Annotated in this window: 18 protein-coding genes; 14 read left to right on the top strand and 4 right to left on the bottom strand. The window is 46.3% G+C overall.

What is annotated here, in order from left to right; genetic code table 11:
- Positions 1 to 24: 24 nt before the first annotated feature.
- The 5 genes from lnt to VC159_RS01770 are packed head-to-tail and all read left to right on the top strand — an operon-like array spanning position 25 to position 5,954.
- Positions 25 to 1,527: an apolipoprotein N-acyltransferase gene (lnt, locus tag VC159_RS01790; RefSeq protein WP_323472524.1), complete on the top strand. Its 1,503-nt coding sequence runs from the start codon at positions 25 to 27 to the stop codon at positions 1,525 to 1,527.
- 59 nt (positions 1,528 to 1,586) lie between these two features.
- Complete coding sequence (glyQ, locus tag VC159_RS01785; protein ID WP_215391637.1) at positions 1,587 to 2,477, top strand: glycine--tRNA ligase subunit alpha; 891 nt, start codon at positions 1,587 to 1,589, stop codon at positions 2,475 to 2,477.
- A gap of 27 nt (positions 2,478 to 2,504) precedes the next feature.
- Positions 2,505 to 4,643 carry a glycine--tRNA ligase subunit beta gene (glyS, locus tag VC159_RS01780; RefSeq protein ID WP_323472523.1) on the top strand — a complete coding sequence of 713 codons (2,139 nt, stop codon included), beginning with the start codon at positions 2,505 to 2,507 and terminating at the stop codon, positions 4,641 to 4,643.
- Entirely contained in the window at positions 4,640 to 5,212 is a 573-nt protein-coding gene (gene gmhB / locus VC159_RS01775; protein WP_323472522.1) for a D-glycero-beta-D-manno-heptose 1,7-bisphosphate 7-phosphatase, read from the top strand. Before glyS ends, gmhB begins: the two co-directional genes overlap by 4 nt.
- A gap of 7 nt (positions 5,213 to 5,219) precedes the next feature.
- Positions 5,220 to 5,954 (top strand): lysophospholipid acyltransferase family protein, encoded by a 735-nt coding sequence (locus tag VC159_RS01770; RefSeq protein ID WP_323472521.1) that lies wholly within the window; start codon positions 5,220 to 5,222, stop codon positions 5,952 to 5,954.
- A 48-nt stretch (positions 5,955 to 6,002) separates the two neighbouring features.
- Here VC159_RS01770 and rsmA read toward each other — a convergent pair whose 3' ends face one another.
- The 4 genes from rsmA to VC159_RS01750 are packed head-to-tail and all read right to left on the bottom strand — an operon-like array spanning position 6,003 to position 11,741.
- Positions 6,003 to 6,779 (bottom strand): 16S rRNA (adenine(1518)-N(6)/adenine(1519)-N(6))-dimethyltransferase RsmA, encoded by a 777-nt coding sequence (gene rsmA / locus VC159_RS01765; RefSeq protein WP_215358636.1) that lies wholly within the window; start codon positions 6,777 to 6,779, stop codon positions 6,003 to 6,005.
- A 3-nt stretch (positions 6,780 to 6,782) separates the two neighbouring features.
- On the bottom strand, positions 6,783 to 7,790 hold the full coding sequence (pdxA, locus tag VC159_RS01760) for a 4-hydroxythreonine-4-phosphate dehydrogenase PdxA (protein ID WP_323472520.1): 1,008 nt from the start codon (positions 7,788 to 7,790) through the stop codon (positions 6,783 to 6,785).
- Positions 7,765 to 9,210 (bottom strand): peptidylprolyl isomerase, encoded by a 1,446-nt coding sequence (locus tag VC159_RS01755; RefSeq protein WP_323472519.1) that lies wholly within the window; start codon positions 9,208 to 9,210, stop codon positions 7,765 to 7,767. The genes pdxA and VC159_RS01755 overlap by 26 nt, the downstream gene beginning before the upstream one ends.
- 8 nt (positions 9,211 to 9,218) lie before the next feature.
- The gene (locus VC159_RS01750) at positions 9,219 to 11,741 is read right to left on the bottom strand and encodes an LPS-assembly protein LptD (RefSeq protein WP_323472518.1); all 2,523 of its coding nucleotides are present in this window, start codon (positions 11,739 to 11,741) and stop codon (positions 9,219 to 9,221) included.
- A gap of 33 nt (positions 11,742 to 11,774) precedes the next feature.
- On the opposite strand from VC159_RS01750, the gene VC159_RS01745 reads away from it, so the two are divergent.
- The 9 genes from VC159_RS01745 to ruvA all read left to right on the top strand — a co-directional run bounded on the left by VC159_RS01745 (position 11,775) and on the right by ruvA (position 20,286).
- A complete protein-coding gene (locus VC159_RS01745; protein ID WP_215358640.1) occupies positions 11,775 to 12,776 on the top strand; it encodes an aminoglycoside phosphotransferase family protein in 1,002 nt (333 codons plus the stop codon).
- Between the two features lie 10 nt (positions 12,777 to 12,786).
- Complete coding sequence (murU, locus tag VC159_RS01740; protein WP_215358641.1) at positions 12,787 to 13,503, top strand: N-acetylmuramate alpha-1-phosphate uridylyltransferase MurU; 717 nt, start codon at positions 12,787 to 12,789, stop codon at positions 13,501 to 13,503.
- The gene (gene pepP / locus VC159_RS01735; RefSeq protein WP_416350438.1) at positions 13,496 to 14,863 is read left to right on the top strand and encodes a Xaa-Pro aminopeptidase; all 1,368 of its coding nucleotides are present in this window, start codon (positions 13,496 to 13,498) and stop codon (positions 14,861 to 14,863) included. The genes murU and pepP overlap by 8 nt, the downstream gene beginning before the upstream one ends.
- Before the next feature lie 16 nt (positions 14,864 to 14,879).
- Positions 14,880 to 16,037, top strand: a complete 1,158-nt coding sequence (locus tag VC159_RS01730; protein WP_323472516.1) for an FAD-dependent monooxygenase — start codon at positions 14,880 to 14,882, stop codon at positions 16,035 to 16,037.
- Between the two features lie 128 nt (positions 16,038 to 16,165).
- On the top strand, positions 16,166 to 17,182 hold the full coding sequence (gene dusB / locus VC159_RS01725; RefSeq protein WP_323472515.1) for a tRNA dihydrouridine synthase DusB: 1,017 nt from the start codon (positions 16,166 to 16,168) through the stop codon (positions 17,180 to 17,182).
- A gap of 63 nt (positions 17,183 to 17,245) precedes the next feature.
- Positions 17,246 to 17,485 carry a helix-turn-helix domain-containing protein gene (locus VC159_RS01720; RefSeq protein WP_072582732.1) on the top strand — a complete coding sequence of 80 codons (240 nt, stop codon included), beginning with the start codon at positions 17,246 to 17,248 and terminating at the stop codon, positions 17,483 to 17,485.
- 52 nt (positions 17,486 to 17,537) lie between these two features.
- The gene (gene purH, locus VC159_RS01715) at positions 17,538 to 19,118 is read left to right on the top strand and encodes a bifunctional phosphoribosylaminoimidazolecarboxamide formyltransferase/IMP cyclohydrolase (protein ID WP_323472514.1); all 1,581 of its coding nucleotides are present in this window, start codon (positions 17,538 to 17,540) and stop codon (positions 19,116 to 19,118) included.
- Positions 19,119 to 19,144: 26 nt separating this feature from the next.
- Positions 19,145 to 19,675: a crossover junction endodeoxyribonuclease RuvC gene (ruvC, locus tag VC159_RS01710; protein ID WP_323472513.1), complete on the top strand. Its 531-nt coding sequence runs from the start codon at positions 19,145 to 19,147 to the stop codon at positions 19,673 to 19,675.
- A 29-nt stretch (positions 19,676 to 19,704) separates the two neighbouring features.
- Entirely contained in the window at positions 19,705 to 20,286 is a 582-nt protein-coding gene (gene ruvA, locus VC159_RS01705; protein WP_072582729.1) for a Holliday junction branch migration protein RuvA, read from the top strand.
- Positions 20,287 to 20,289: the final 3 nt, after the last annotated feature.

Here is a 20,289-nt window from a genome sequence, read left to right as displayed (position 1 = left end):
GATCAGTACTCCAATCATTCACGCATGAGCAGCAAAATCTTTTCTGTTTGTATTTTGTTTGTATTGGGGGCGACACTTGCCGCTATTGCTGAACTACCTTATGGCGGTTGGCTTCAGATCCCCGTTCTCAGTCTTCTCTGGTGGCGCCTTGATGATCAGCGGTCTACCTCCTTCAAAAAACAATTTCTCTTAGGCCTCTCATTTGGCATTGCTTATTTTGTAGTGGGTCTATGGTGGCTTTATATCAGTCTCCATGATGTTGGTGGAATGAGTGCACCACTTGCTTGCATGGGCGTATTTTTACTTTCGGCTTATGTAGCACTGTATTTCTCATTGGCAACACTGGCTATTCCACTGTTTAAAAAGAATCGCTTATTTGGTCTGCTGTTGGCAGCGAGTTGGGTTCTTGCGGAATTTCTACGGGGCTATATCTTTACTGGATTTCCTTGGATGGGCTTTGCTGAAACCCAGTTCAATGGACCTTTCGCACCTGTCGCCCCCTTCTTTGGCGGACTAGCGTGTACCTTTTTAGCAATCTGGACTTCCTGGGAAATTTACCAAGCTCGCAAGCATGTCGTTTCCAGCATGCTACTTATCTTGACGGTTATTGGGATTTCTCAATGCGCTGGTTTTTTTACCTTTACGAAGCCAGTTGGAGAACCGATTAGCGTTCGCTTAATTCAGGGTAACTTTGAACAAAGTCTGAAATTTAATCCACAGGCTATTAGCAAGCAAATTGATTTCTATGCCGGAGAAATTACTAAAGAGGCGGCTAACCTCATCATCATTCCTGAGACTGCGTTTCCATGGCCGCTGCCTAACTTACCGATTGGTCTATTGAATTACTTACAAGATTTTTCCAATAAAAGTAGTAGCAACATTCTGCTTGGATTAATCGGCGAAGTGCCAGGGGAAGACGGCATGCAGTACTCGAATCGCGCCACTGGACTGTCACCGAATGCATTGCCCTATCAATACGATAAAGCCCACCTCGTCCCATTTGGAGAATTTATTCCCCCAGGCTTTCAGTGGTTCGTCAAAGCCTTTCATGTACCCATGAGTGACTTTGCAAGAGGAAAACTAGACCAATCTCCTTTTACGATTGTGCGCAAGGATCAAGAAGACATTCATGCGGCAATCACGATTTGCTATGAAGATGTCTTTGGCAGTGAGCTTGCCTCTCGTATTCAACACAGCGATAAGCCAGTAAACCTACTCATCAATATGACCAATCTGGCCTGGTTTGGTGAATCCCAAGCATCCACTCAACAACTTAGGCTTTCACAGCTGCGCTCACTAGAAACTGGGCTTCCTGCCTTGCGTGCCACCAACACAGGGATTACTGCGGTTCTTGGTCCTGATGGCAAAGTACTCAAAGCACTCCCGGAGTTTGCCCAAACAACCCTTAGCACCCAGGTCCAGGCCTATTCTGGAAAAACGCCTTATGTCATTTGGGGTAATTTGCCGATTTTGGGTATTTCTTGCCTACTGCTGCTCTGGGGTCTGATTCAGCGTAGACGTTTTTAAGCATTTTTAACTCTCGAGTGCTCTAGCCATGTAAAATCAAAGGCTTAGCCAGGTTAATCATGCTTACTTTTCAGCAAATCATTCTCAAACTTCAAGATTATTGGGACCAACAAGGTTGTGCCCTATTGCAACCTATCGACCTCGAGGTTGGTGCCGGTACATCGCACACTGCGACCTTCTTGCGCGCCATTGGTCCAGAGCCTTGGAAAGCAGCTTACGTTCAGCCATCCCGCCGACCTAAAGATGGTCGTTATGGCGAGAACCCAAATCGCTTGCAACACTACTATCAATATCAAGTAGTCCTCAAACCAGCGCCTGAAAACATTCTCGACCTTTACTTGGGATCTCTTGCCGCTTTAGGTTTAGACCTTAAAGAGAATGATGTTCGCTTTGTAGAAGACGATTGGGAAAACCCAACACTAGGAGCATGGGGTCTTGGCTGGGAGGTTTGGCTCAATGGTATGGAAGTAACGCAGTTCACTTACTTCCAGCAAGTAGGTGGTCTAGATTGCAAACCAGTTCTTGGTGAAATCACTTACGGCATCGAACGTTTAGCAATGTATATCCAGAACTGCTCTAACGTCTACGACTTAGTGTGGGCTGATGGCATCTCTTATGGTGATGTGTATCACCAGAATGAAGTGGAGCAGTCTTGTTACAACTTTGAACACTCTAATGCAGATTTACTCTTTGCTAACTTTACAAACTACGAGAGTGAAGCCAAGCGTTTAATGGAAGTACCACTAGCGCTACCTGCTTACGAAATGGTTCTGAAAGCTGCGCACACATTTAACTTACTGGATGCTCGTGGCGCCATCTCGGTCACCGAACGCGCAGCCTATATAGGACGTATTCGCAATCTTTCTCGCGCAGTGGCTCAAGCCTACTTTGAGTCTAGAGAAAAACTGGGTTTCCCAATGTGTCAACGTCAAGCTAAAGCTCAGGCTTAAGCACATCGAGATTTTTGCCTTCCATTTATGAGCACACCTAATTCAAAACCTCAATCAGCGACTTTATTGATCGAGGTATTTACCGAAGAACTGCCACCTAAAACTCTGCGTCGCTTGGGCGATGCGTTTAGCGAAGGCATCTTTGCAGCACTCAAAACAGCCGGTCTAGCATCTGATGCATCTAAAGCAACTGGCTTCGCCACACCACGCCGTTTAGCTGTTCAAGTCACCAATGTTCTTGATCAAGCTCCCGACTACCCTGTGCGGGAAAAATTATTACCTACCAGCATTGCATTTGACGCTGAAGGTAAAGCAACCCCACCACTACTCAAAAAATTAGGTGCTCTTGGGTACGGAGACATTGATCTCGCCACTTTAGAAAAAGCAGGTGAGGGTAAGAATGAAGCGCTGTACCTCAATGTCATTGCTAAAGGTGCTGCACTTGAGCAAACTGCGCAAGCCGCGCTTGAGCAAACATTAAGCAAGCTGCCCATTGCAAAAATGATGCACTACCAAGTACTGCGGAAAGATGGTCGATTGGCCGACGTGCAATTTGCTCGCCCCGCCCACCGCATCATTGCGCTACATGGTGCTACTACTTTAAACATCAGTGCTTTAGGTATTGATGCGGCGAATCAAACCGAAGGACATCGTTTCCTAGCGCCTGGTCTCATCACTATTTCGAATGCAGACCAATACGAGACTGAGCTCCAATCAAAAGCCAAGATTATTCCCAGCTTTAATCAGCGTCGCTCACAAATCGAGACCGCCCTATTAAAAGCAGCTGGCGATGACTTGGTATTGATGCCAGATAGCCTTCTAGATGAAGTAACAGCCCTTGTTGAGTGGCCGGCCATCTATGAATGCCATTTTGATCAAGAGTTCTTAGAAGTGCCTCAAGAATGCTTAATTCTGACAATGCAAACCAATCAAAAGTACTTTGCGTTAACAGATAAGCAGGGCAAATTACGTAATCGCTTCTTGATTGCTTCTAATATCGAAACAAACAAGCCAGAGGCCATCATCTCAGGCAATGAGCGTGTTGTACGTCCACGCTTATCCGATGCTCGCTTCTTCTTCCAGCAAGATCAAAAGCGCCCATTAGCCTCTCGCGTGGCAGATCTTGGTAAGGTGGTTTATCACAATCAACTAGGCAATCAACTGGATCGCACCAAGCGCGTTCAAGGATTGGCTATAGGTATCGCTAAAAAATTAGGTGCCGATGAAAAGCTGGCTTCCCGTGCCGCAGAAATTGCTAAAACAGATTTACTGACTGATATGGTTGGTGAGTTTCCGGAGTTGCAAGGAATCATGGGGCGTTATTACGCCAACCATGATGGTGAGAATGCGGATGTTGCTAGCGCTTGCAGCGAACACTATATGCCGCGCTTTGCAGGCGATACTTTGCCGCAAACCCAAACTGGCACGATCTTAGCCATCGCCGACAAATTAGAGACACTGGTTGGCATTTGGGGTGTTGGACTTGCCCCTACTGGTGATAAAGACCCGTATGCCCTACGTCGTCATGCCTTAGGTATTTGCCGTTTACTCTTAGAAAAGAATCTTTCGCTCAATTTGCCTGAATTAATTGAATTAGCTCGTGCTCAGTTTCCCCAAGCGGATGTACAAGAAAAAGCAAAAGCTGCCGATATCTACGCCTTCATTATTGATCGCTTACGCGCCTATTTACGCGACCAATCGGTTGCCGGCAAAGCATTTACTAGCGCAGAAATTGATGCTGTCCTGAGTCAAGACCCAGCACAAATTAATGATTTGATCGAGCGCTTGACTGCCTTGCGTGAATTTAATGCTCTGGCAGAAGCCGCTCAACTCGCGGCCGCCAATAAGCGTATCAGCAATATTCTGAAGAAAACTACTACCGCTATTCCTACCGCCTGCTCAGAAAAATTACTGCAAATTCCAGCAGAGGCAATACTACACAAAGCATTGGAAGCAGTGACTCCCGCCATCAATGCTGCTTATGAAAAACGCCAATTTGTTGAACTCTTAAGAGCGCTTGTTGCTTTGAGCGAGCCAATTGATCAATTCTTTGCCGATGTGATGGTCATGGACCCCAATCCTGAGCTACGCGATAACCGCCTTGCTCTCCTGCAACAACTTCACCAGAAAATGAATCTCGTTGCCGATCTCGGCAAATTAGCATGAGCACCAGCTCTACTAAATTAGTCATTCTTGATCGCGATGGCGTGATCAATGAAGATCGCGATGATTATGTGAAGTCAGTAGATGAATGGATTCCCCTTCCAGGAAGCTTAGAAGCGATAGCCTTACTCAATCAAGCGGGCTATCAAATTGCCTTAGCAACGAATCAGTCAGGCCTTTCCAGGGGCTGCTTCACAATCAATGAGTTACATGCCATGCATAGCAAAATGGAGACTCTGCTAAAGCCATTGGGCGGCCATATTGACAGCATCTTCTTTTGCCCTCATCAAGATTCACATCAATGCGATTGCCGTAAACCGGCACCAGGCATGATGAAAGAAATTGCATTGCGCTACAAGAGAATAGATAGCATCAAACCACTGACAGGCGTTCCTATAGTGGGGGACTCTTTACGTGACCTCCAAGCTGGAGTAGCCTTAGGAGCCTCACCTCACTTAGTGCTCACTGGCAAGGGTGAAAAAACGCTTGCAAAAGGTGGCTTACCTGAGGACACACAAATTCATGCTGATCTACTGGCTTTTGCAAGCACCCTTTTAGAAAATAAGGCTTAGACCTATCGTGAAATTGATTCGCTCCATCCTTTTTGCCTTATTTTTAGTAATATTCACGCCCATTTGGTCAGTGCTGTGCATGCTAGCCTTTCCATTCCTAAGTCCAGAAAACCGTTACACATTTATTGGGCTCTGGAACAAAATCGTTATCACCCTATTAAAGCCATTGTGCGGCATTCATTATGAAATCCGCGGTATGGAAAACATGCGGGCTGTACTCAATGAGCGGGTCATCATCTTAAGTAAGCACCAGTCCGCTTACGAAACTATTGCGTACATCGCACTACTGCCAAAACAACTTTGCTTTGTCTTTAAGCGTGAACTTCTCTGGATTCCTTTTTTTGGTTGGGCTTTGGCGTTACTGAAGATGATCCACATTAATCGCTCTAATAAGCAGACTGCAGCTCATTCTGTAGCGACCCAAGGCCGCAAACGCTTGGGCGAAGGCAAATGGATCATGCTCTTCCCGGAAGGCACTAGAACCCCTATTGGCTCAACTAAACCTTACCGTAAGGGTGGAGCACGCCTTGCAAGTGCTACGGATGCACTAGTGATTCCAATTGCGCACAACGCCGGTCGTTGCTGGCCGAAAAATAGCTTTATCAAGGAACCGGGCACAGTCATCTTTTCAATTGGGCCTGCGATTAGCTCAACCAATAAGTCAGCCGAAGAACTTCAACGAGAAGTAGAAGGTTGGATTGAAGCTGAGATGCGCGTGATTGACCCCAGCGCTTATAAATAATTCACAAGAAAGTAGTAATTCAGTGCTGAGTCAGGACTGAATATTGATTTATGAGGCGAGAACTTTAGCCCACTCGATATAGCGGTCAACAGAAATGTCCTGGGCTCTTGCCTTAAGCTCTATCTCCGTCAGACTCAATCTGTCTGAAAAAGCACTCAAGTTAGTCCGCAACATTTTTCTTCTTTGGGAGAAGGCAGCGGCAACTACTTTTTCCAATAAATTCCATTGCGCATCTGTCAATGTGAAATCCCTTCTGGGGATCATCCGTACTACAGCCGAATTCACCTTAGGCTGAGGGTCAAAAGCTTCTGGGGGAACTTCTAACACTAACTCCATATCGTAACGAGCTTGCAGCATGACCGACAGACGACTGAAATCAGAGCTTCCAGCTTTTGCAACCATTCTTTCTACTACTTCTGCTTGCAACATAAATACCTGCTCATCAATTGAGGCTGCGGCAGAAACTAAATGGAACAATAAAGGTGAAGAAATGTTGTAAGGCAGATTGCCAACCACCTTACATAAGCCCTGCTTAGCTGATCTATTCTGAGCCCATGTCAAAAAGTCAAACTTGAGCGCATCACCCTCAATCACCGTAAGACCTTTGAGATTCTTCTCATTCCAAAAAGCCACTAAATCACGGTCAATTTCCAGAAGATCCAAGTGATCAAGATTACTCAGCAAAGGAAGTGTTAGCGCGCCCAGGCCAGGGCCAATCTCAATGACATGCATATCCGCACTAGGATTGATAAGCGCAACAATGGAATAAATAATTCCGTTATCTTGCAAAAAGTTTTGGCCAAATCGTTTGCGAGCGCGATGCATGTTTTAACCTTGCTTTCGTTGGTTCAGCGCTAACTTATAAGCTAAGTGCAAAGCCTCAAGCATGCTCCCCGAGTCAGCCAACCCTTTGCCAGCAATATCCAAAGCGGTTCCGTGATCCACTGAAGTTCGAATGATCGGCAATCCTAAAGTGACATTAACGCCATTACCAAAGGTAACAAATTTGAACGGTGCGAGCCCTTGATCGTGATACATCGCAATGAAAGCATCCACTTGCGCAACAGATTCTGAATCAAACATCGTATCGCCGGGATAAGGGCCGGAAACATGGATGCCCATCCTCTTGGCTGCTTCAATTGCCGGTGAGATGATTTCAATTTCCTCTCGGCCCAAATAACCAGACTCTCCTGCATGTGGATTTAAACCTGCCATCCGGATGATGGGTTTAGCAATTCCGAATTTCTTCTGCAAATCTTGATTCACGATTTGGATCGTTTCTAATATCAAGTCATAACTCAGAGCTTGCGGAACATTCTTTAAGGGAAGATGGGTTGTGACGAGGGCAACACGCAAGTCTCTGGGTGCCTTGAGCCCCAAAAATCCGATGGGCAAATGCGCGCACAACATCATCACCACACGAGAAACCTGACAACGCTGCGCCAAGTACTCTGTATGCCCTGTAAATGGTGTCCCAGCATCATTAATAATGCTTTTTTGAAGTGGCGCAGTCACCATGGCATCAAAGCGCCCCTGCTGACAACCATCAATCGCCTGATCTAAAAGACTCACCACATACTGAGCGTTTTGCGAATTCAAGCTCCCTGAAATGACAGGCGCCCCCAGTGAGATTGATTCAATTTGTAATCGACTAGATAGGTCTGGGCTAAGACCCTTAGGCAATACTAATAGCCGATCATTGCCTAACAAAGTGATTTGAGCATCTGCATGCGCACGTAGAAATTCAAGCGAAGCAGCTAAAGAAACTTCAGGTCCGACACCGGCTGGTTCACCGGTACTTACAACGAGATTAACGGGGTGCGCTACTTGCTTCATCTTCCACGTTCAGAATTTTTACAGTTGCGTTATCACGCAGCTCACGCATCCATTCTTGATAAGCTTGATCAAACTTTTTCTCGCGAATTGCTGCTCGCGCAAATTGACGTTGCTTCTCAACGGTGAGCTGACCTTCGCGACGCTCTAATACCTGAATTAGGTGCCAACCAAATTCTGATTTAACAGGGTTACTAACCTCACCAATTTGCAAGCGATTCATAGCTTGCTCAAATTCAGGAACCAAATCTCCAGGACTCATCCAACCTAGCTCACCTCCGTTTGGCGCCGACCCATCTTCAGAGTATTTTTTTGCAAGTTCTGCAAAATCTGCGGTCTTTGCCCGTATCTGATCACGGTACCCTTGCAAGCGTCTCTCCGCATCTTGATCACTTAAACCGGCACGACTGCGCAATAAAATATGACGCGGGAGGGTTTGTGTAATCGGAATATTTTTCGGAGTAGGTGAACCAGCATCGGGTGCTGCAGCCTGCTGTGGAGGCGCACTTACTCCAGCTGCACGACGATCTAAAACTTTAAGCACATGGTATCCAGCCGGACTTTTTACAACCGAATTGGCAACCTGCCCGCCACCAGTGTTACGAATAGCCTCATAAAATAATTGCGGCAAACGATCAGGAGTGCGATAGCCTAACTCTTGAAACTTAATCTTTGGATTATCTTTTGCAGCCATTGTGCCTAGTTGCAAGAAATCAATATCTCCACGAGCATCCTTCAACAAGTCATCTGCCTTCTTTTTTGCGTCAGCTTGAGCACCCGCTCCTGCGCCAGCATCAACAGGAATAAAAATTTGCGCTACATCTATTTCTTCTAATTCGCCTTTTGCTGCTGGAGCCGATCGTTGCGCCCCACCTGATGTCATGGCTCGAGTACGCTCAGCAATGAAGTTATCTATCTCAGCATCAGATATTTTGAGCTTACCCTCAACCTCTCGCTCTCTATAACGAGTAACGATGACATCATCACGCAACGTCTCCTTATAACGTTCAAATGCACTCCCAGAAGCGATTACCTTGGCTTTAAATTCCGCATAGCTAAGCTTATTTTTGGCAGCAATGTCGCTGATAATTTTATCTAGCTCTTTATTCGTAACCCTGACCCCTTCTTGGTCAGCATTTTGCAATTGAATTTTTTCTAAAATGAGGCGCTCCAGAATTATTTTGCGGACTGATCCATCTTCCGGCAATTTCACACCCTGTTTTTTGAGTGCCGCAATTCGGTCATCAATTTCTTTGCGGGTTACATAACCCGTGTTGACGACTGCAGCTACTCCATCGATATTACGAATTTTGCTTTCTGCCATAGCATTTGCCTTTGCCGAATCCTGAGCAAATGCAACATTTGCGAATAATCCAATGCCAATGAAAATGGCATGAACACTCATTTGTTTAAAACGTTTCATACAAAGCATTATTGATAGTTCTCGTATGTTGAAGGTGGTATAGGCTTAGAGGTAGGCATATATCCAGGAACATTTAACTTCATGATATCAACTGGATTGCTTCCAGCGCTACCAAAGCCCCTAAATTCGACCTGAAAGAGCACCTGGGTGGTGGTTATTTGAGAAGTATTCAAAACTTGAGAATAGGCGCCACGGAAAGTCCAGCAGTCCCTGCTCCACTCCAAAGCCACCAAACTGTTCAAAGTCTTGGTGGTTAAGGCATCATATCCCCAGCGCCCTAAAACAGAAACTTCCCGAGTAATTGGCCACTGCCCAGAAATATTGTATTGATCCGTTGTGGTGGAGGAAGGCACGAATGCTTGGTTATTTTGAACCGATGCCTGCACTGGTGGCGACCAAACATTACGGTAGCCGAAATTTAAACTTCTGCCCGGAGTCGGACGCCAACTTCCGCCAATCGTAGTTTGAACAAATTTATTTAACTGCGTGTTGTATTGGCCAAATACATCTGCACTGAAATTGCCAAGTAAGCGTACCGAACCAGAACCCAGGGTATCTGAATAAGTAGTGGGGTTCACAATCGTGCCATTCAAACCAACTCGCTGCCCAGTGAACTGCTGCTTTTGCGCAAGAGTGGCCGTGGCACGCTCTGCACCAGTACTAGCTTCAATCATGCGACTAGTTAAGCCAAGCGTGGCTGCATTGTTATCTGCAACACGGTCATTACCAATAAAGGTATTTTCACTAAAGATCTGCGAAACACCGAAGCCCGCATCCGCAGTATCAAATAAAGGCGTTTGTGATTGATTTTGATAAGGTGTATAAACATAAAAAGCGCGAGGCTCCATAGTTAACAACATATCACGACCGTAGAAGCCCTTCAATTCGGCAGCGTCTCTTTCAAATGCTAATCCAGAATCTAGACTGAAAGTAGGGATGGTGAAGCCTTGTGCTATAGGCGCGCCACTAGCTACAAAGGGAGTGGCGTTATACGTGTTCGACTGAAAGCTCATCTTTGGGGTGATGTAATAGCCAGGTGTTACCTGAGGCAAAGCCATCGAGCCCTTAACGACTGTTCTGTCTGCCTGACTGTAAACACCTGGCGCAGTAGCAGCTAAGTTGCCGCCAATGTTGTATGAGAATCTTGTGTAATCTGTAGAGAACGTGGTTGCTGGTCCGGTAGGCAAAGTAACGTACTTACCGCTGGTATCAGCTACTGCAGGAGTCAGGCGGTTGTTATAGGCGGCGGTAATGTTTGGCAATACGTTGTAAGGAGCTTGAACTAAAGCGGTTGGATCCGGCTGCAAAGTTTGAAACGTTAATGCTCTAGCTGACACTACCCAGTTACTCAAGCTCCCTGTCAGCCCTTTAGTAGTTCCAACCTCTTGACGGAACTGACTAGTAACAGCCCCCGCAATACTCTGCGAGAAATCCGTTGGATATAAATTATCTGAAACACGTGACATATTTGCATAGCCCGACCATGAGCCTGGCATTGGAATTCCACCAGGCGCCACCCCTCCGCTAAATACCTCTCGCTGCTGCCAGTCATAGCGCCAACGGTTGGTTCCTGTCTTATTGTCATGTGCGAGGTAGTCACCGCCTAGAGTGCCGCTGTACTTGCTGTCCAGAAAGCGGTAGTTTGCGCCCATCTGCAAACCGCGATCACTCATGTAACGTGGAAGAATTAATAAGTCCCTATTGGGAGCTATGTTGACGTAATAAGGCTGAGTAATGTCAAGGCCATTATTGGAGTTGTATCCAGCCACCGGCGCCAAGATACCCGAACGACGCTCACTAGAAGTAGGAGCAGTGAAGTAAGGGGCGTATGCAATAGGCACATCGAAGAAGCGCATCACGCCATGCGTTCCAACCATTTCTTTTTGCTCATTATCAATTTCTAAAGTACTGGCCGAAAAATACCAGTCCATATTCTGCGGTGTACATGTTGTATATGTTGCTTTATCAAAGACAAAAATATCTGAGTTTTCAATGGTAAGTTTTTTTGCAGACCCATTGCCCCGAGTATCGAGAAACTCGTATGTAGGTGTTTCCATTGCACCTTCACGCGCATCTACTTTAAATTTGGCAGTTGGCCCCTTAAAAGTAGTATTGCCTTTGTTCAACTCAGCATTGCCTACGAGCTCAGCAATATCAGTATCGGGGTCATAAACAATCTCATCCGCTTTAATCACTGCGCCATTGCGTCGCATTTGTGCGCGACCTTTAAGCTTCATTTTTCGATTCACTACACCATCAATAGAATCACTTGAAGTAAAAGTAAGTGCCTTACTATCATCAAGGGGAAGTCCAACTCGCAGTTGATCGTCCAACTTTAAAACGCTAACATTGCCTCGATCAGGCAATAAAACGGTATTGGCATTAGCCTGTGCATTTGGGGGTAATGGAGCAGGCGCTTGAGCACGTCCACAGAGGGCAAATTGAAGCAATGCCACCCCCATCAAAAGGCGCAGGGTTACATGCAAAAAAAGAGGGGCGCAAAGGCCGGCGCGACGGCGATAATGACTCATAGATCCAGACCCGCCTTATTATACGAATCGACCATGACTGACTCACGCTTAAACACTATACGTAACTGGCTAAAAGCCCTAGAAGCTAGGTGGCAACTAGATCTCGACTCTTTGGCACCTGCCTCGGCTGATGCCAGCTTTCGGCGCTATTTCCGAATTGAGTCCAAAAAGCCCAATTTTGGGACTTTGATCGTAATGGATGCCCCACCCCAACATGAACCTTTGGATGCCTTCATAAAGGTCGATTTATTACTCTCAGAGGCAGGTTTAAATGTGCCAAAAATCCTAGAGCAAAATCTTGCTGAAGGTTTCTTGCTCTTAAACGATTTAGGCACCAAAACCTACTTAGCTGAACTCAACAATAAGACGGCTGATCATCTTTATAAAGATGCGACCCATGCCCTAGTACTCATGCAATTGGCGAGTAAACCAGATGTATTACCCAATTACGATGAAGCTCTTTTGCAAAGAGAGTTAGATTTACTACCTGAGTGGTATTTAAGGAAGCATCTCAATATTGCACTTAATGAGCAGCAAACAGAACAACTCAAAAAATCTTTTGAACTCATTATTGAAAACAATTTAGCTCAAGCTAAAGTGTATGTTCACCGTGATTATCATTCTCGCAACTTGATGGTGACTGAACAAAATAATCCAGGGGTGATTGACTTTCAGGATGCGGTTTACGGGCCTATTACTTATGATGCCTCTTCACTGTGGCGTGATGCTTACATTGCATGGCCAGAAGAGCGGGTGATTGATTGGGTTATTAAATTTTGGGAAGATGGTCGTAAAGCAGGGCTGCCAATGCCAAGTGATTTTGGACAGTTCTATCGTGATTTTGAATGGATGGGTTTACAACGCCACCTTAAAATCTTGGGCATTTTTGCAAGACTCTTTCATCGTGATGGTAAGGATGGCTACCTCAAGGATATTCCGCTCGTACTGGAGTACGCCATTGCGACAGCGAACCGTTACATTGAACTGAAGCCATTGGCCCGAATTCTGGAATCTACTCGCATAAATCAAGCGTAATTCATAACCCATGAGTCAGCTCAAACCCATACCCTGTTTTTTACTAGCGGCTGGACGCGGTGAGCGCATGCGGCCCCTTACGGATGATTTACCCAAGCCTTTGCTAAGTATTCAAAAAAAATCCTTACTGGAGTGGCATTTGGAAGCGCTGGCAAAGGCAAAAATTCAGGATGTCGTGATTAACCACGCTTGGTTAGGCGAAAAAATTGAGGCCGTTCTAGGTAATGGCCAGCAATTTGGCCTTCACATTCAATACTCCCCGGAAAGCAGCCCCCTGGAAACTGCCGGGGGCATTTGCAAGGCACTGCCCATCATCGAGCCAGAAGACTACTTCTTGGTAATTAATGGGGACGTATTTAGCCCAAACCTACCAATTACCCAGCTTGTGGATACAGCCTCCAAAATGCGCATGGATGCCAACAAGCCTTTGGCCCACTTATTGATGGTCCCAAACCCAGTCCAGCACCCCGAGGGTGACTTTTACCTCCAAGGTACGTCCGTCAGCGATACCAGGCCTGTCGACGCTGAAAAGCTCACCTTTTCGGGAATAGGGATTTATCACAAAGATTTATTTAAAGACCTAGTGTTCGGTGCTCCAGTTAAGCTCGCGCCCCTATTGAGAACTGCAATGGAGCAAAATAAAGTGTCTGGTGAAAAATATCTCGGTCCATGGCACGATGTAGGCACACCACAACGCTTACAAGAGCTTAATGCAGCATATGAATAAAACGAATATTTATCAGCTTCGTAGAAACCAATTAGCAGCACAAATCTTTGCCAAGACTGGCGGAGGCATTGCTGTTATCTCAACAGCCCCTGAGCTTGCTCGCAACCGTGACAGTGAGTTTCCTTATCGTCACGACAGCGACTTTTATTACTTGACGGGTTTCGAAGAGCCGGGCGCAACACTGGTCATGAAGGTTAGTGGCAATGGAAAAAACCTCGAGCTGCAATCCCACTTATTTTGTAGGCCTAAAGATTCTGAACGAGAAATTTGGGATGGCATTCGCCTTGGGCCTGAAGCAGCACCAGACACTTTGGGTATTGACTACGCACACAGTAATCAAGACTTAGATCAAAAACTTGGTGACTTACTGGCCGATCAAGATGCGGTATACATTCGCCTGGCTGAGAGTGCCGAAGCCGATAGACGCCTACGTCACTGGATGAAACAGGTGCGTGGACAAGCGCGTTCTGGAATAAACCCACCGTCAGAATTTCATGATGTTGAAACACTGATTCATGAAATGCGTTTATTTAAAGATGTGCATGAAATTGACATCATGCGTCGCGCTGCGGCCATCTCTGCTCGTGCTCATATCCGCGCCATGCAAATCTGCAAGCCTGGCATGCGTGAATACCAACTCGAAGCTGAGTTACTACATGAATTCCGTAATAGTGGTTCGCAAAGCGTTGCCTATAACAGTATTGTTGCTAGTGGCGCAAACTCTTGCATTCTTCACTATCGCGCAGGCTCAACTGAATTACGTAGCGGCGAACTTTGCCTGATTGATGCGGGATGTGAACTTGATGGCTATGCATCAGATATCACACGCACCTTCCCGGTCAATGGAAAATTTACAGGGCCTCAACGCGCCTTATATGACATCACATTAGCTGCACAAGAAGCTGCGATTGCTCTGACTAAACCTGGCACTAAATTTATGCAGCCACATGAAGCTGCACTTAAAGTGCTTACCCAAGGCCTGCTGGATGAAAAGCTTTTGAAGCTTTCAGAGGTAGGATCACTTGATAGCGCAATTGAAACGGGCGCCTATCGTCGCTTTTATATGCACCGCACCTCTCACTGGTTAGGCATGGATGTTCATGATGTGGGCTCCTACCGTGAAGCCACCCAAATTCCATCAAATGAAGAAAAGCCTTGGCGCATTCTGAAGAGTGGCATGGTGATTACGGTGGAACCAGGCCTATACGTCAGACCAGCGGATGATATTGATGAGGCATTTTGGAATATTGGCATTCGCATTGAAGATGACGCTGTCATCAATGATTCAGGATGTGAGTTAATTTCTCGTGGCGTACCTGTTAATGCCGATGAAATTGAAGCACTCATGAAAAATGCTTAAGGTCGCTCCAATAAAAATGAATCCATCTAGTTGCGATATCTTGATTCAGGGTGGCGGTCCCGTTGGACTCGCCTGTGCCGCATGGACCTTGCAGAAATTCCCTGAAGCAAAGATTATTTTGCTTGATCGCAATCCAGAAAACGATGAGGATCTTGCGAGCGCTGACAGTAGAGGCATTGCCCTCTCCCACGGTAGCAAACTCTTACTAGATACGATTAATGCATGGCCAAAAGAGTTCTCAGAAATTCATCGAGTACATGTTTCACAAACAGGCCGATTTGGCCGCGCACTCATGACGCGTGAAGAGCTCAAGCAAGATGCGTTAGGACACATCATTCGCTATCGCGATATTCATATGACGCTACGCCAAGCCTTGCGCACCATTCAAGCAAAGAGCCCTAACTTCATTTGGCAACACATCAATAAACACGCTGAAGAACATCACATCCACACTAAATGCGTAGTGCATGCTGAAGGTGGTTTATTTAAGACCCAAGACTGGGTGGAGTCAGGTCGTGACTATGGTCAATCTGCCCTTGTAGGCTTGGTTGAAGTTGAAAATGCAGCACCGCATCAAGCATGGGAGCGCTTTACTGCCGAAGGCCCTTTAGCAGTTTTGCCAAGTCACTATGGATCTAATATTTTGAATCTGATTTGGTGCGGCTCACCAGAATCGTCGCAGCATCGTTTGCAACTGAGTGATGCCAACTTCTTAGTGGAACTACAAAAAGAATTTGGTTCACGCATAGGCCGCTTTCTGAAAATTCAAGATCGTCGTTTATATGAGCTTGGTTTGAACTATCGCAAAGAAATTACAAAAGACAATGAAGTTTGGATTGGTAATGCCGCTCAAACTTTGCACCCTGTAGCAGGCCAAGGTTTGAACTTAGGATTGCGAGACGCTTTTCTGCTGGCAGAAAAATTAGTTGGCGTATTTTCTGGTTCAGCAAAGGAGCAATCTCCAGCGGATCTCCAAAATGCACTTCAGAGTTACGCCCAAAGTCGCAAAGTCGATAGAAAAACCACAATTGGCCTGACGGACTTTATGGCCAGAGTATTTACATCCAATTTGGCTCCAGTTATTGCAGCCCGTGGGTTGGCTTTAAGCGCCCTGCAGTGGCTTCCGCCAATCAAGACAGCCTTAGCTCGCCAGATGATGTTTGGTAGGCGCTAAAGCCCTTAAATTACCCTCAAAATTTAAGCATTCTCCATTTGATCTGTAACAAGCAATCTGCCTAAAAAATAGGCAGATTTGGGTCTGACTGTGCTAAAGTGTCATGCTTTCCGCACACGCCCTTTTAGATGAACATTGGTCCTCACCTCCTCGCAAATAAGTTATTTGTGGCCCCTATGGCTGGGGTAACGGATCGCCCATTTAGACAGCTTTGTAAGAAGTTGGGTGCCGGATATGCGGTTTCTGAAATGGTGGCCTCAAATGCCCTACTCTGGAAAAGTGAAAAAACGCAGCGCCGCGCCAATCATGTTGGTGAATTCAAACCGATTGCCGTCCAAATTGCAGGGGCTGACCCCGCGATGATGGCGGCAGCGGCAAAAATTAATGTTGATCATGGCGCTCAAATTATTGATATCAATATGGGTTGCCCAGCAAAAAAAGTATGTAATGTTGCAGCAGGTTCTGCCCTATTGCGTGACGAACCTTTGGTACAGCAAATTCTAGAAGCAGTTATAAATGCTGTTGGTGTCGGACCAGATGCAGTACCAGTGACTTTGAAAATTCGTACGGGCTGGGATCGCGAACATAAGAATGCTATTGAGATAGCGCGTCTTGCGGAAAAATCTGGCATCTCCATGCTGACCGTCCATGGTCGCACGAGAGCAGATCTATATCACGGTGAAGCAGAGTACGAAACGATTACTGCAGTCAAAAATAGTGTGGGCATTCCAGTAGTGGCTAATGGCGATATCACTAGCCCAGAAAAGGCAGAGCAAGTCTTAAAGCTCACCGGCGCTGATGCCATCATGATTGGACGAGCCGCTCAAGGTCGCCCTTGGATCTTCCGTGAAATCAACCACTATCTTGAAACTGGCGGCAAGCTTCCGACTCCTGAGATCAATGAAATTCAGGGCATCATGAATGCACACCTCTTAGACCACTACGAATTTTATGGTGAGCATATTGGCCTACGCACTGCTCGTAAGCATATTAGCTGGTACTGCAAAGGGCTGCGTGACTCTCATGCATTTCGCCAACGCATGAATACTGCCGACGACTGCAAAACCCAACTCCAAATGGTCAATGATTATTTTGACGAGATGAAATCCCATTCTGACCGCTTGTTATTTTTGGAAGCGGCATAGCTCTAACTGAGTTTAGTTTCTTTATTTATTTTTATTTTTTTGTTTTTGCATTGATAGATTGTTATGACCAATAAGCACCCGATTACCGAATGTATTGAAACCCAATTGCAGGGTTACCTGAATGACCTCAAAGGAACTGCACCGACTGATATCTATGACATGGTATTGGCTGTTGTTGAAAAACCAATGTTGGAATTAGTAATGCAGCATGCCAAGCAAAATCAATCACTGGCAGCGCAGTATCTGGGCATTAATCGCAACACCCTGCACAAGAAGTTGGTTGAACATCAACTTCTGAAGTAACAGCAAACTTTAATAATAACAAAGCCATTTTTTAAATTAAGCTCCGAAAACCATGATCCGTACAGCCCTACTCTCCGTCTCCGATAAAAATGGCATTGTGCCTTTTGCTAAAGCCCTCCATGAGCAAGGCATTAAGCTCATTTCTACAGGTGGCACCGCAAAACTCTTGGCAGAAAACAATCTACCTGTTGTTGAGGTTTCCTCTTTAACAAAGTTTCCAGAGATGCTGGATGGTCGCGTAAAAACACTCCATCCGATGGTGCATGGTGGCTTATTAGCTCGCAGAGATTTTCCAGAGCATATGGCGGCCTTGAAAGAGTATGGCATTGACACAATCGATATGCTTGTCATTAATCTTTACCCCTTCAATGAGACTGTTGCTAAAGAAAGCTGCTCATTCGAAGATGCAGTTGAGAACATTGATATTGGCGGCCCAGCAATGCTTCGTGCAGCAGCAAAAAATCACCAAGACGTTACCGTATTGATCTCACCTGAAGATTACGCTCCTGTCTTAGCTGAAATGAAAGCCAATCAGAATGCCGTGTCTTACAAGACCAATTTGGCATTGGCTAAAAAAGTTTTTGCTCATACCGCCCAATATGATGGTGCGATTGCCAACTATCTCTCAGCATTAGGCGATGATCTCGATCACAAAGCACGTTCCGCCTACCCAAAAACTTTGCACCTTGCCTTTGAAAAAGTACAAGAGATGCGTTACGGTGAGAATCCACACCAATCTGCAGCGTTTTACAAAGATATTTACCCTGTCGATGGCGCACTAGCCAATTACAAGCAGTTGCAAGGGAAAGAGCTTTCTTATAACAATATTGCCGATGCAGATTCTGCCTGGGAATGCGTCAAGAGCTTTACTGGCAATGCCGGTGGCGCTGCAGCTTGCGTCATCATCAAGCATGCCAACCCTTGTGGCGTAGCTGTTGGTGCTTCAGCCCTTGAAGCCTATCAAAAAGCCTTCAAAACCGATCCAAGCTCTGCCTTTGGCGGCATTATTGCCTTTAACGTGCCTTGCGATGGCACTGCAGCTGAAGCCATCTCCAAGCAATTCGTGGAAGTATTGATTGCGCCTAGCTTTAGTGATGAAGCTAAAGCGATCTTTGCTGCGAAACAAAATGTACGCCTTCTAGAAATTCCACTGGGCACTGCATTTAATACCTTTGATTTCAAACGCGTTGGTGGTGGCTTGCTCGTGCAGTCTCCTGATGCCAAGAACGTTCTCGAAAGTGAAATGCGCGTTGTCAGCAAACGTCTACCAACCCCCAGCGAGATGCACGACATGATGTTTGCATGGCGTGTCGCTAAGTTTGTGAAGTCTAATGCGATTGTGTATTGCGCCAACGGCATGACCCTGGGTATTGGCGCAGGCCAAATGAGCCGCGTAGACTCTGCGCGCATGGCAAGCATTAAGGCTGAGAACGCTGGCTTAAGTCTTAAAGGTTCTGCGGTAGCAAGCGATGCCTTCTTCCCATTCCGTGACGGCTTAGATGTCGTTGTGAATGGTGGCGCCAGCTGCGCAATTCAGCCTGGTGGCAGCATGCGTGATGATGAAATCATTGCGGCAGCAAATGAGCATGGTATTGCCATGATCTTTACTGGCACACGTCACTTCCGTCACTAAGAAAACAAGAAGTCATAAACAAACTCATGCGCTGGATTGGAATCGACCCAGGTTTACGGACTACCGGTTTTGGAGTCATCGATGTCGATGGCCAAAAACTGACCTACGTAGCCTCGGGGACGATTGAAAGTGGCGATCCAGCCAAAGGCCTGCCTGAACGCTTAGGCACCCTCTATGCCGGTGTTAAGGAAGTTCTGGAGACCTATCGGCCAGAGTCTGCTGCGATCGAAGAAGTCTTCTTAAACGTCAATCCTCGTTCCACACTCATGTTGGGTCAGGCACGGGGCGCTGTTATTGCCGCTCTCGTTTCTGAAAAACTCCCGGTAGCTGAGTACAGCGCCTTAAGAGTCAAGCAGTCCATTGTTGGCACTGGCAGAGCAACTAAGCCTCAGGTCCAAGAAATGGTGAAGCGCCTCCTGAAACTCAATCGCGCCCCAGGTACTGATGCTTCTGATGCGCTGGGTGTTGCCATTTGCGCCGCCCATCATGCGCAGATGCCAAAAGCAATTACTGCAGCTTTAGCACCTAAGCTAACGCCAAAGAAACGCAGCAAGTAAAAATACACATCACAGGTTAAGATCTCCACATGATTGGTCGCATTCAAGGTACCCTCGTTTCAGTTCACCCTCCTCGCCTTTTGGTCGATTGCCAAGGCATTGGTTATGAGGTTGATGTACCTATGAGCACTTTGTATCAGCTACCTCAGGCTGGTCAAAAAATTACCCTACTGACGCACTTCCAGGTTCGCGAAGATGCGCAGCAACTTTTTGGCTTTGCGACTGAAACTGAGCGTGAAGCATTTAGACAGCTCATCAAAATTAGTGGCGTCGGTTCGCGCACAGCACTAGCAGTCCTCTCCGGCATGAGTGTTAACGAACTGGCGCAAGCGATTGCGCTTCAAGAAGCTGGGCGCCTCACTCAGGTACCTGGCATTGGCAAGAAAACTGCTGAGCGTCTCTGCCTAGAGCTCAAAGGCAAGCTAGCTCCAGACTTAGGCATTACAGGCGACAAACCCCAGGCGATTGAGGCTAGCAGCGAAGTGTTGCAAGCCCTCCTTGCTTTGGGCTATTCAGAAAAAGAAGCACTTTTGGCACTCAAGCAAATCCCACCCGATACCAGTGTTTCCGATGGCATTCGAATGGGCTTGAAGTATCTATCTAAAGCCTAATAG

Origin of the sequence: Polynucleobacter sp. JS-JIR-II-c23 (genome assembly GCF_035011225.1) — a bacterium.
Lineage (GTDB): Bacteria > Pseudomonadota > Gammaproteobacteria > Burkholderiales > Burkholderiaceae > Polynucleobacter.
Note: the sequence above shows the minus strand (reverse complement) of the source record. Positions and strands in the feature narration are given on the sequence as shown.

What these genes read in the sequence shown, in the direction of transcription:
- rsmA (WP_215358636.1), bottom strand. Translation starts at nt 6,779, where the DNA reads ATGCATCGCGCTCGCAAACGATTTGGCCAAAACTTTTTGCAAGATAAC.
- murU (WP_215358641.1), top strand. Translation starts at nt 12,787, where the DNA reads ATGAGTCAGCTCAAACCCATACCCTGTTTTTTACTAGCGGCTGGACGC.
- pepP (WP_416350438.1), top strand. Translation starts at nt 13,496, where the DNA reads ATGAATAAAACGAATATTTATCAGCTTCGTAGAAACCAATTAGCAGCA.
- VC159_RS01720 (WP_072582732.1), top strand. Translation starts at nt 17,246, where the DNA reads ATGACCAATAAGCACCCGATTACCGAATGTATTGAAACCCAATTGCAG.
- gmhB (WP_323472522.1), top strand. Translation starts at nt 4,640, where the DNA reads ATGAGCACCAGCTCTACTAAATTAGTCATTCTTGATCGCGATGGCGTG.
- ruvC (WP_323472513.1), top strand. Translation starts at nt 19,145, where the DNA reads ATGCGCTGGATTGGAATCGACCCAGGTTTACGGACTACCGGTTTTGGA.
- dusB (WP_323472515.1), top strand. Translation starts at nt 16,166, where the DNA reads ATGAACATTGGTCCTCACCTCCTCGCAAATAAGTTATTTGTGGCCCCT.
- VC159_RS01755 (WP_323472519.1), bottom strand. Translation starts at nt 9,210, where the DNA reads ATGAAACGTTTTAAACAAATGAGTGTTCATGCCATTTTCATTGGCATT.
- VC159_RS01730 (WP_323472516.1), top strand. Translation starts at nt 14,880, where the DNA reads ATGAATCCATCTAGTTGCGATATCTTGATTCAGGGTGGCGGTCCCGTT.
- VC159_RS01750 (WP_323472518.1), bottom strand. Translation starts at nt 11,741, where the DNA reads ATGAGTCATTATCGCCGTCGCGCCGGCCTTTGCGCCCCTCTTTTTTTG.
- VC159_RS01745 (WP_215358640.1), top strand. Translation starts at nt 11,775, where the DNA reads ATGACTGACTCACGCTTAAACACTATACGTAACTGGCTAAAAGCCCTA.
- glyQ (WP_215391637.1), top strand. Translation starts at nt 1,587, where the DNA reads ATGCTTACTTTTCAGCAAATCATTCTCAAACTTCAAGATTATTGGGAC.
- pdxA (WP_323472520.1), bottom strand. Translation starts at nt 7,790, where the DNA reads ATGAAGCAAGTAGCGCACCCCGTTAATCTCGTTGTAAGTACCGGTGAA.
- lnt (WP_323472524.1), top strand. Translation starts at nt 25, where the DNA reads ATGAGCAGCAAAATCTTTTCTGTTTGTATTTTGTTTGTATTGGGGGCG.
- glyS (WP_323472523.1), top strand. Translation starts at nt 2,505, where the DNA reads ATGAGCACACCTAATTCAAAACCTCAATCAGCGACTTTATTGATCGAG.
- purH (WP_323472514.1), top strand. Translation starts at nt 17,538, where the DNA reads ATGATCCGTACAGCCCTACTCTCCGTCTCCGATAAAAATGGCATTGTG.
- ruvA (WP_072582729.1), top strand. Translation starts at nt 19,705, where the DNA reads ATGATTGGTCGCATTCAAGGTACCCTCGTTTCAGTTCACCCTCCTCGC.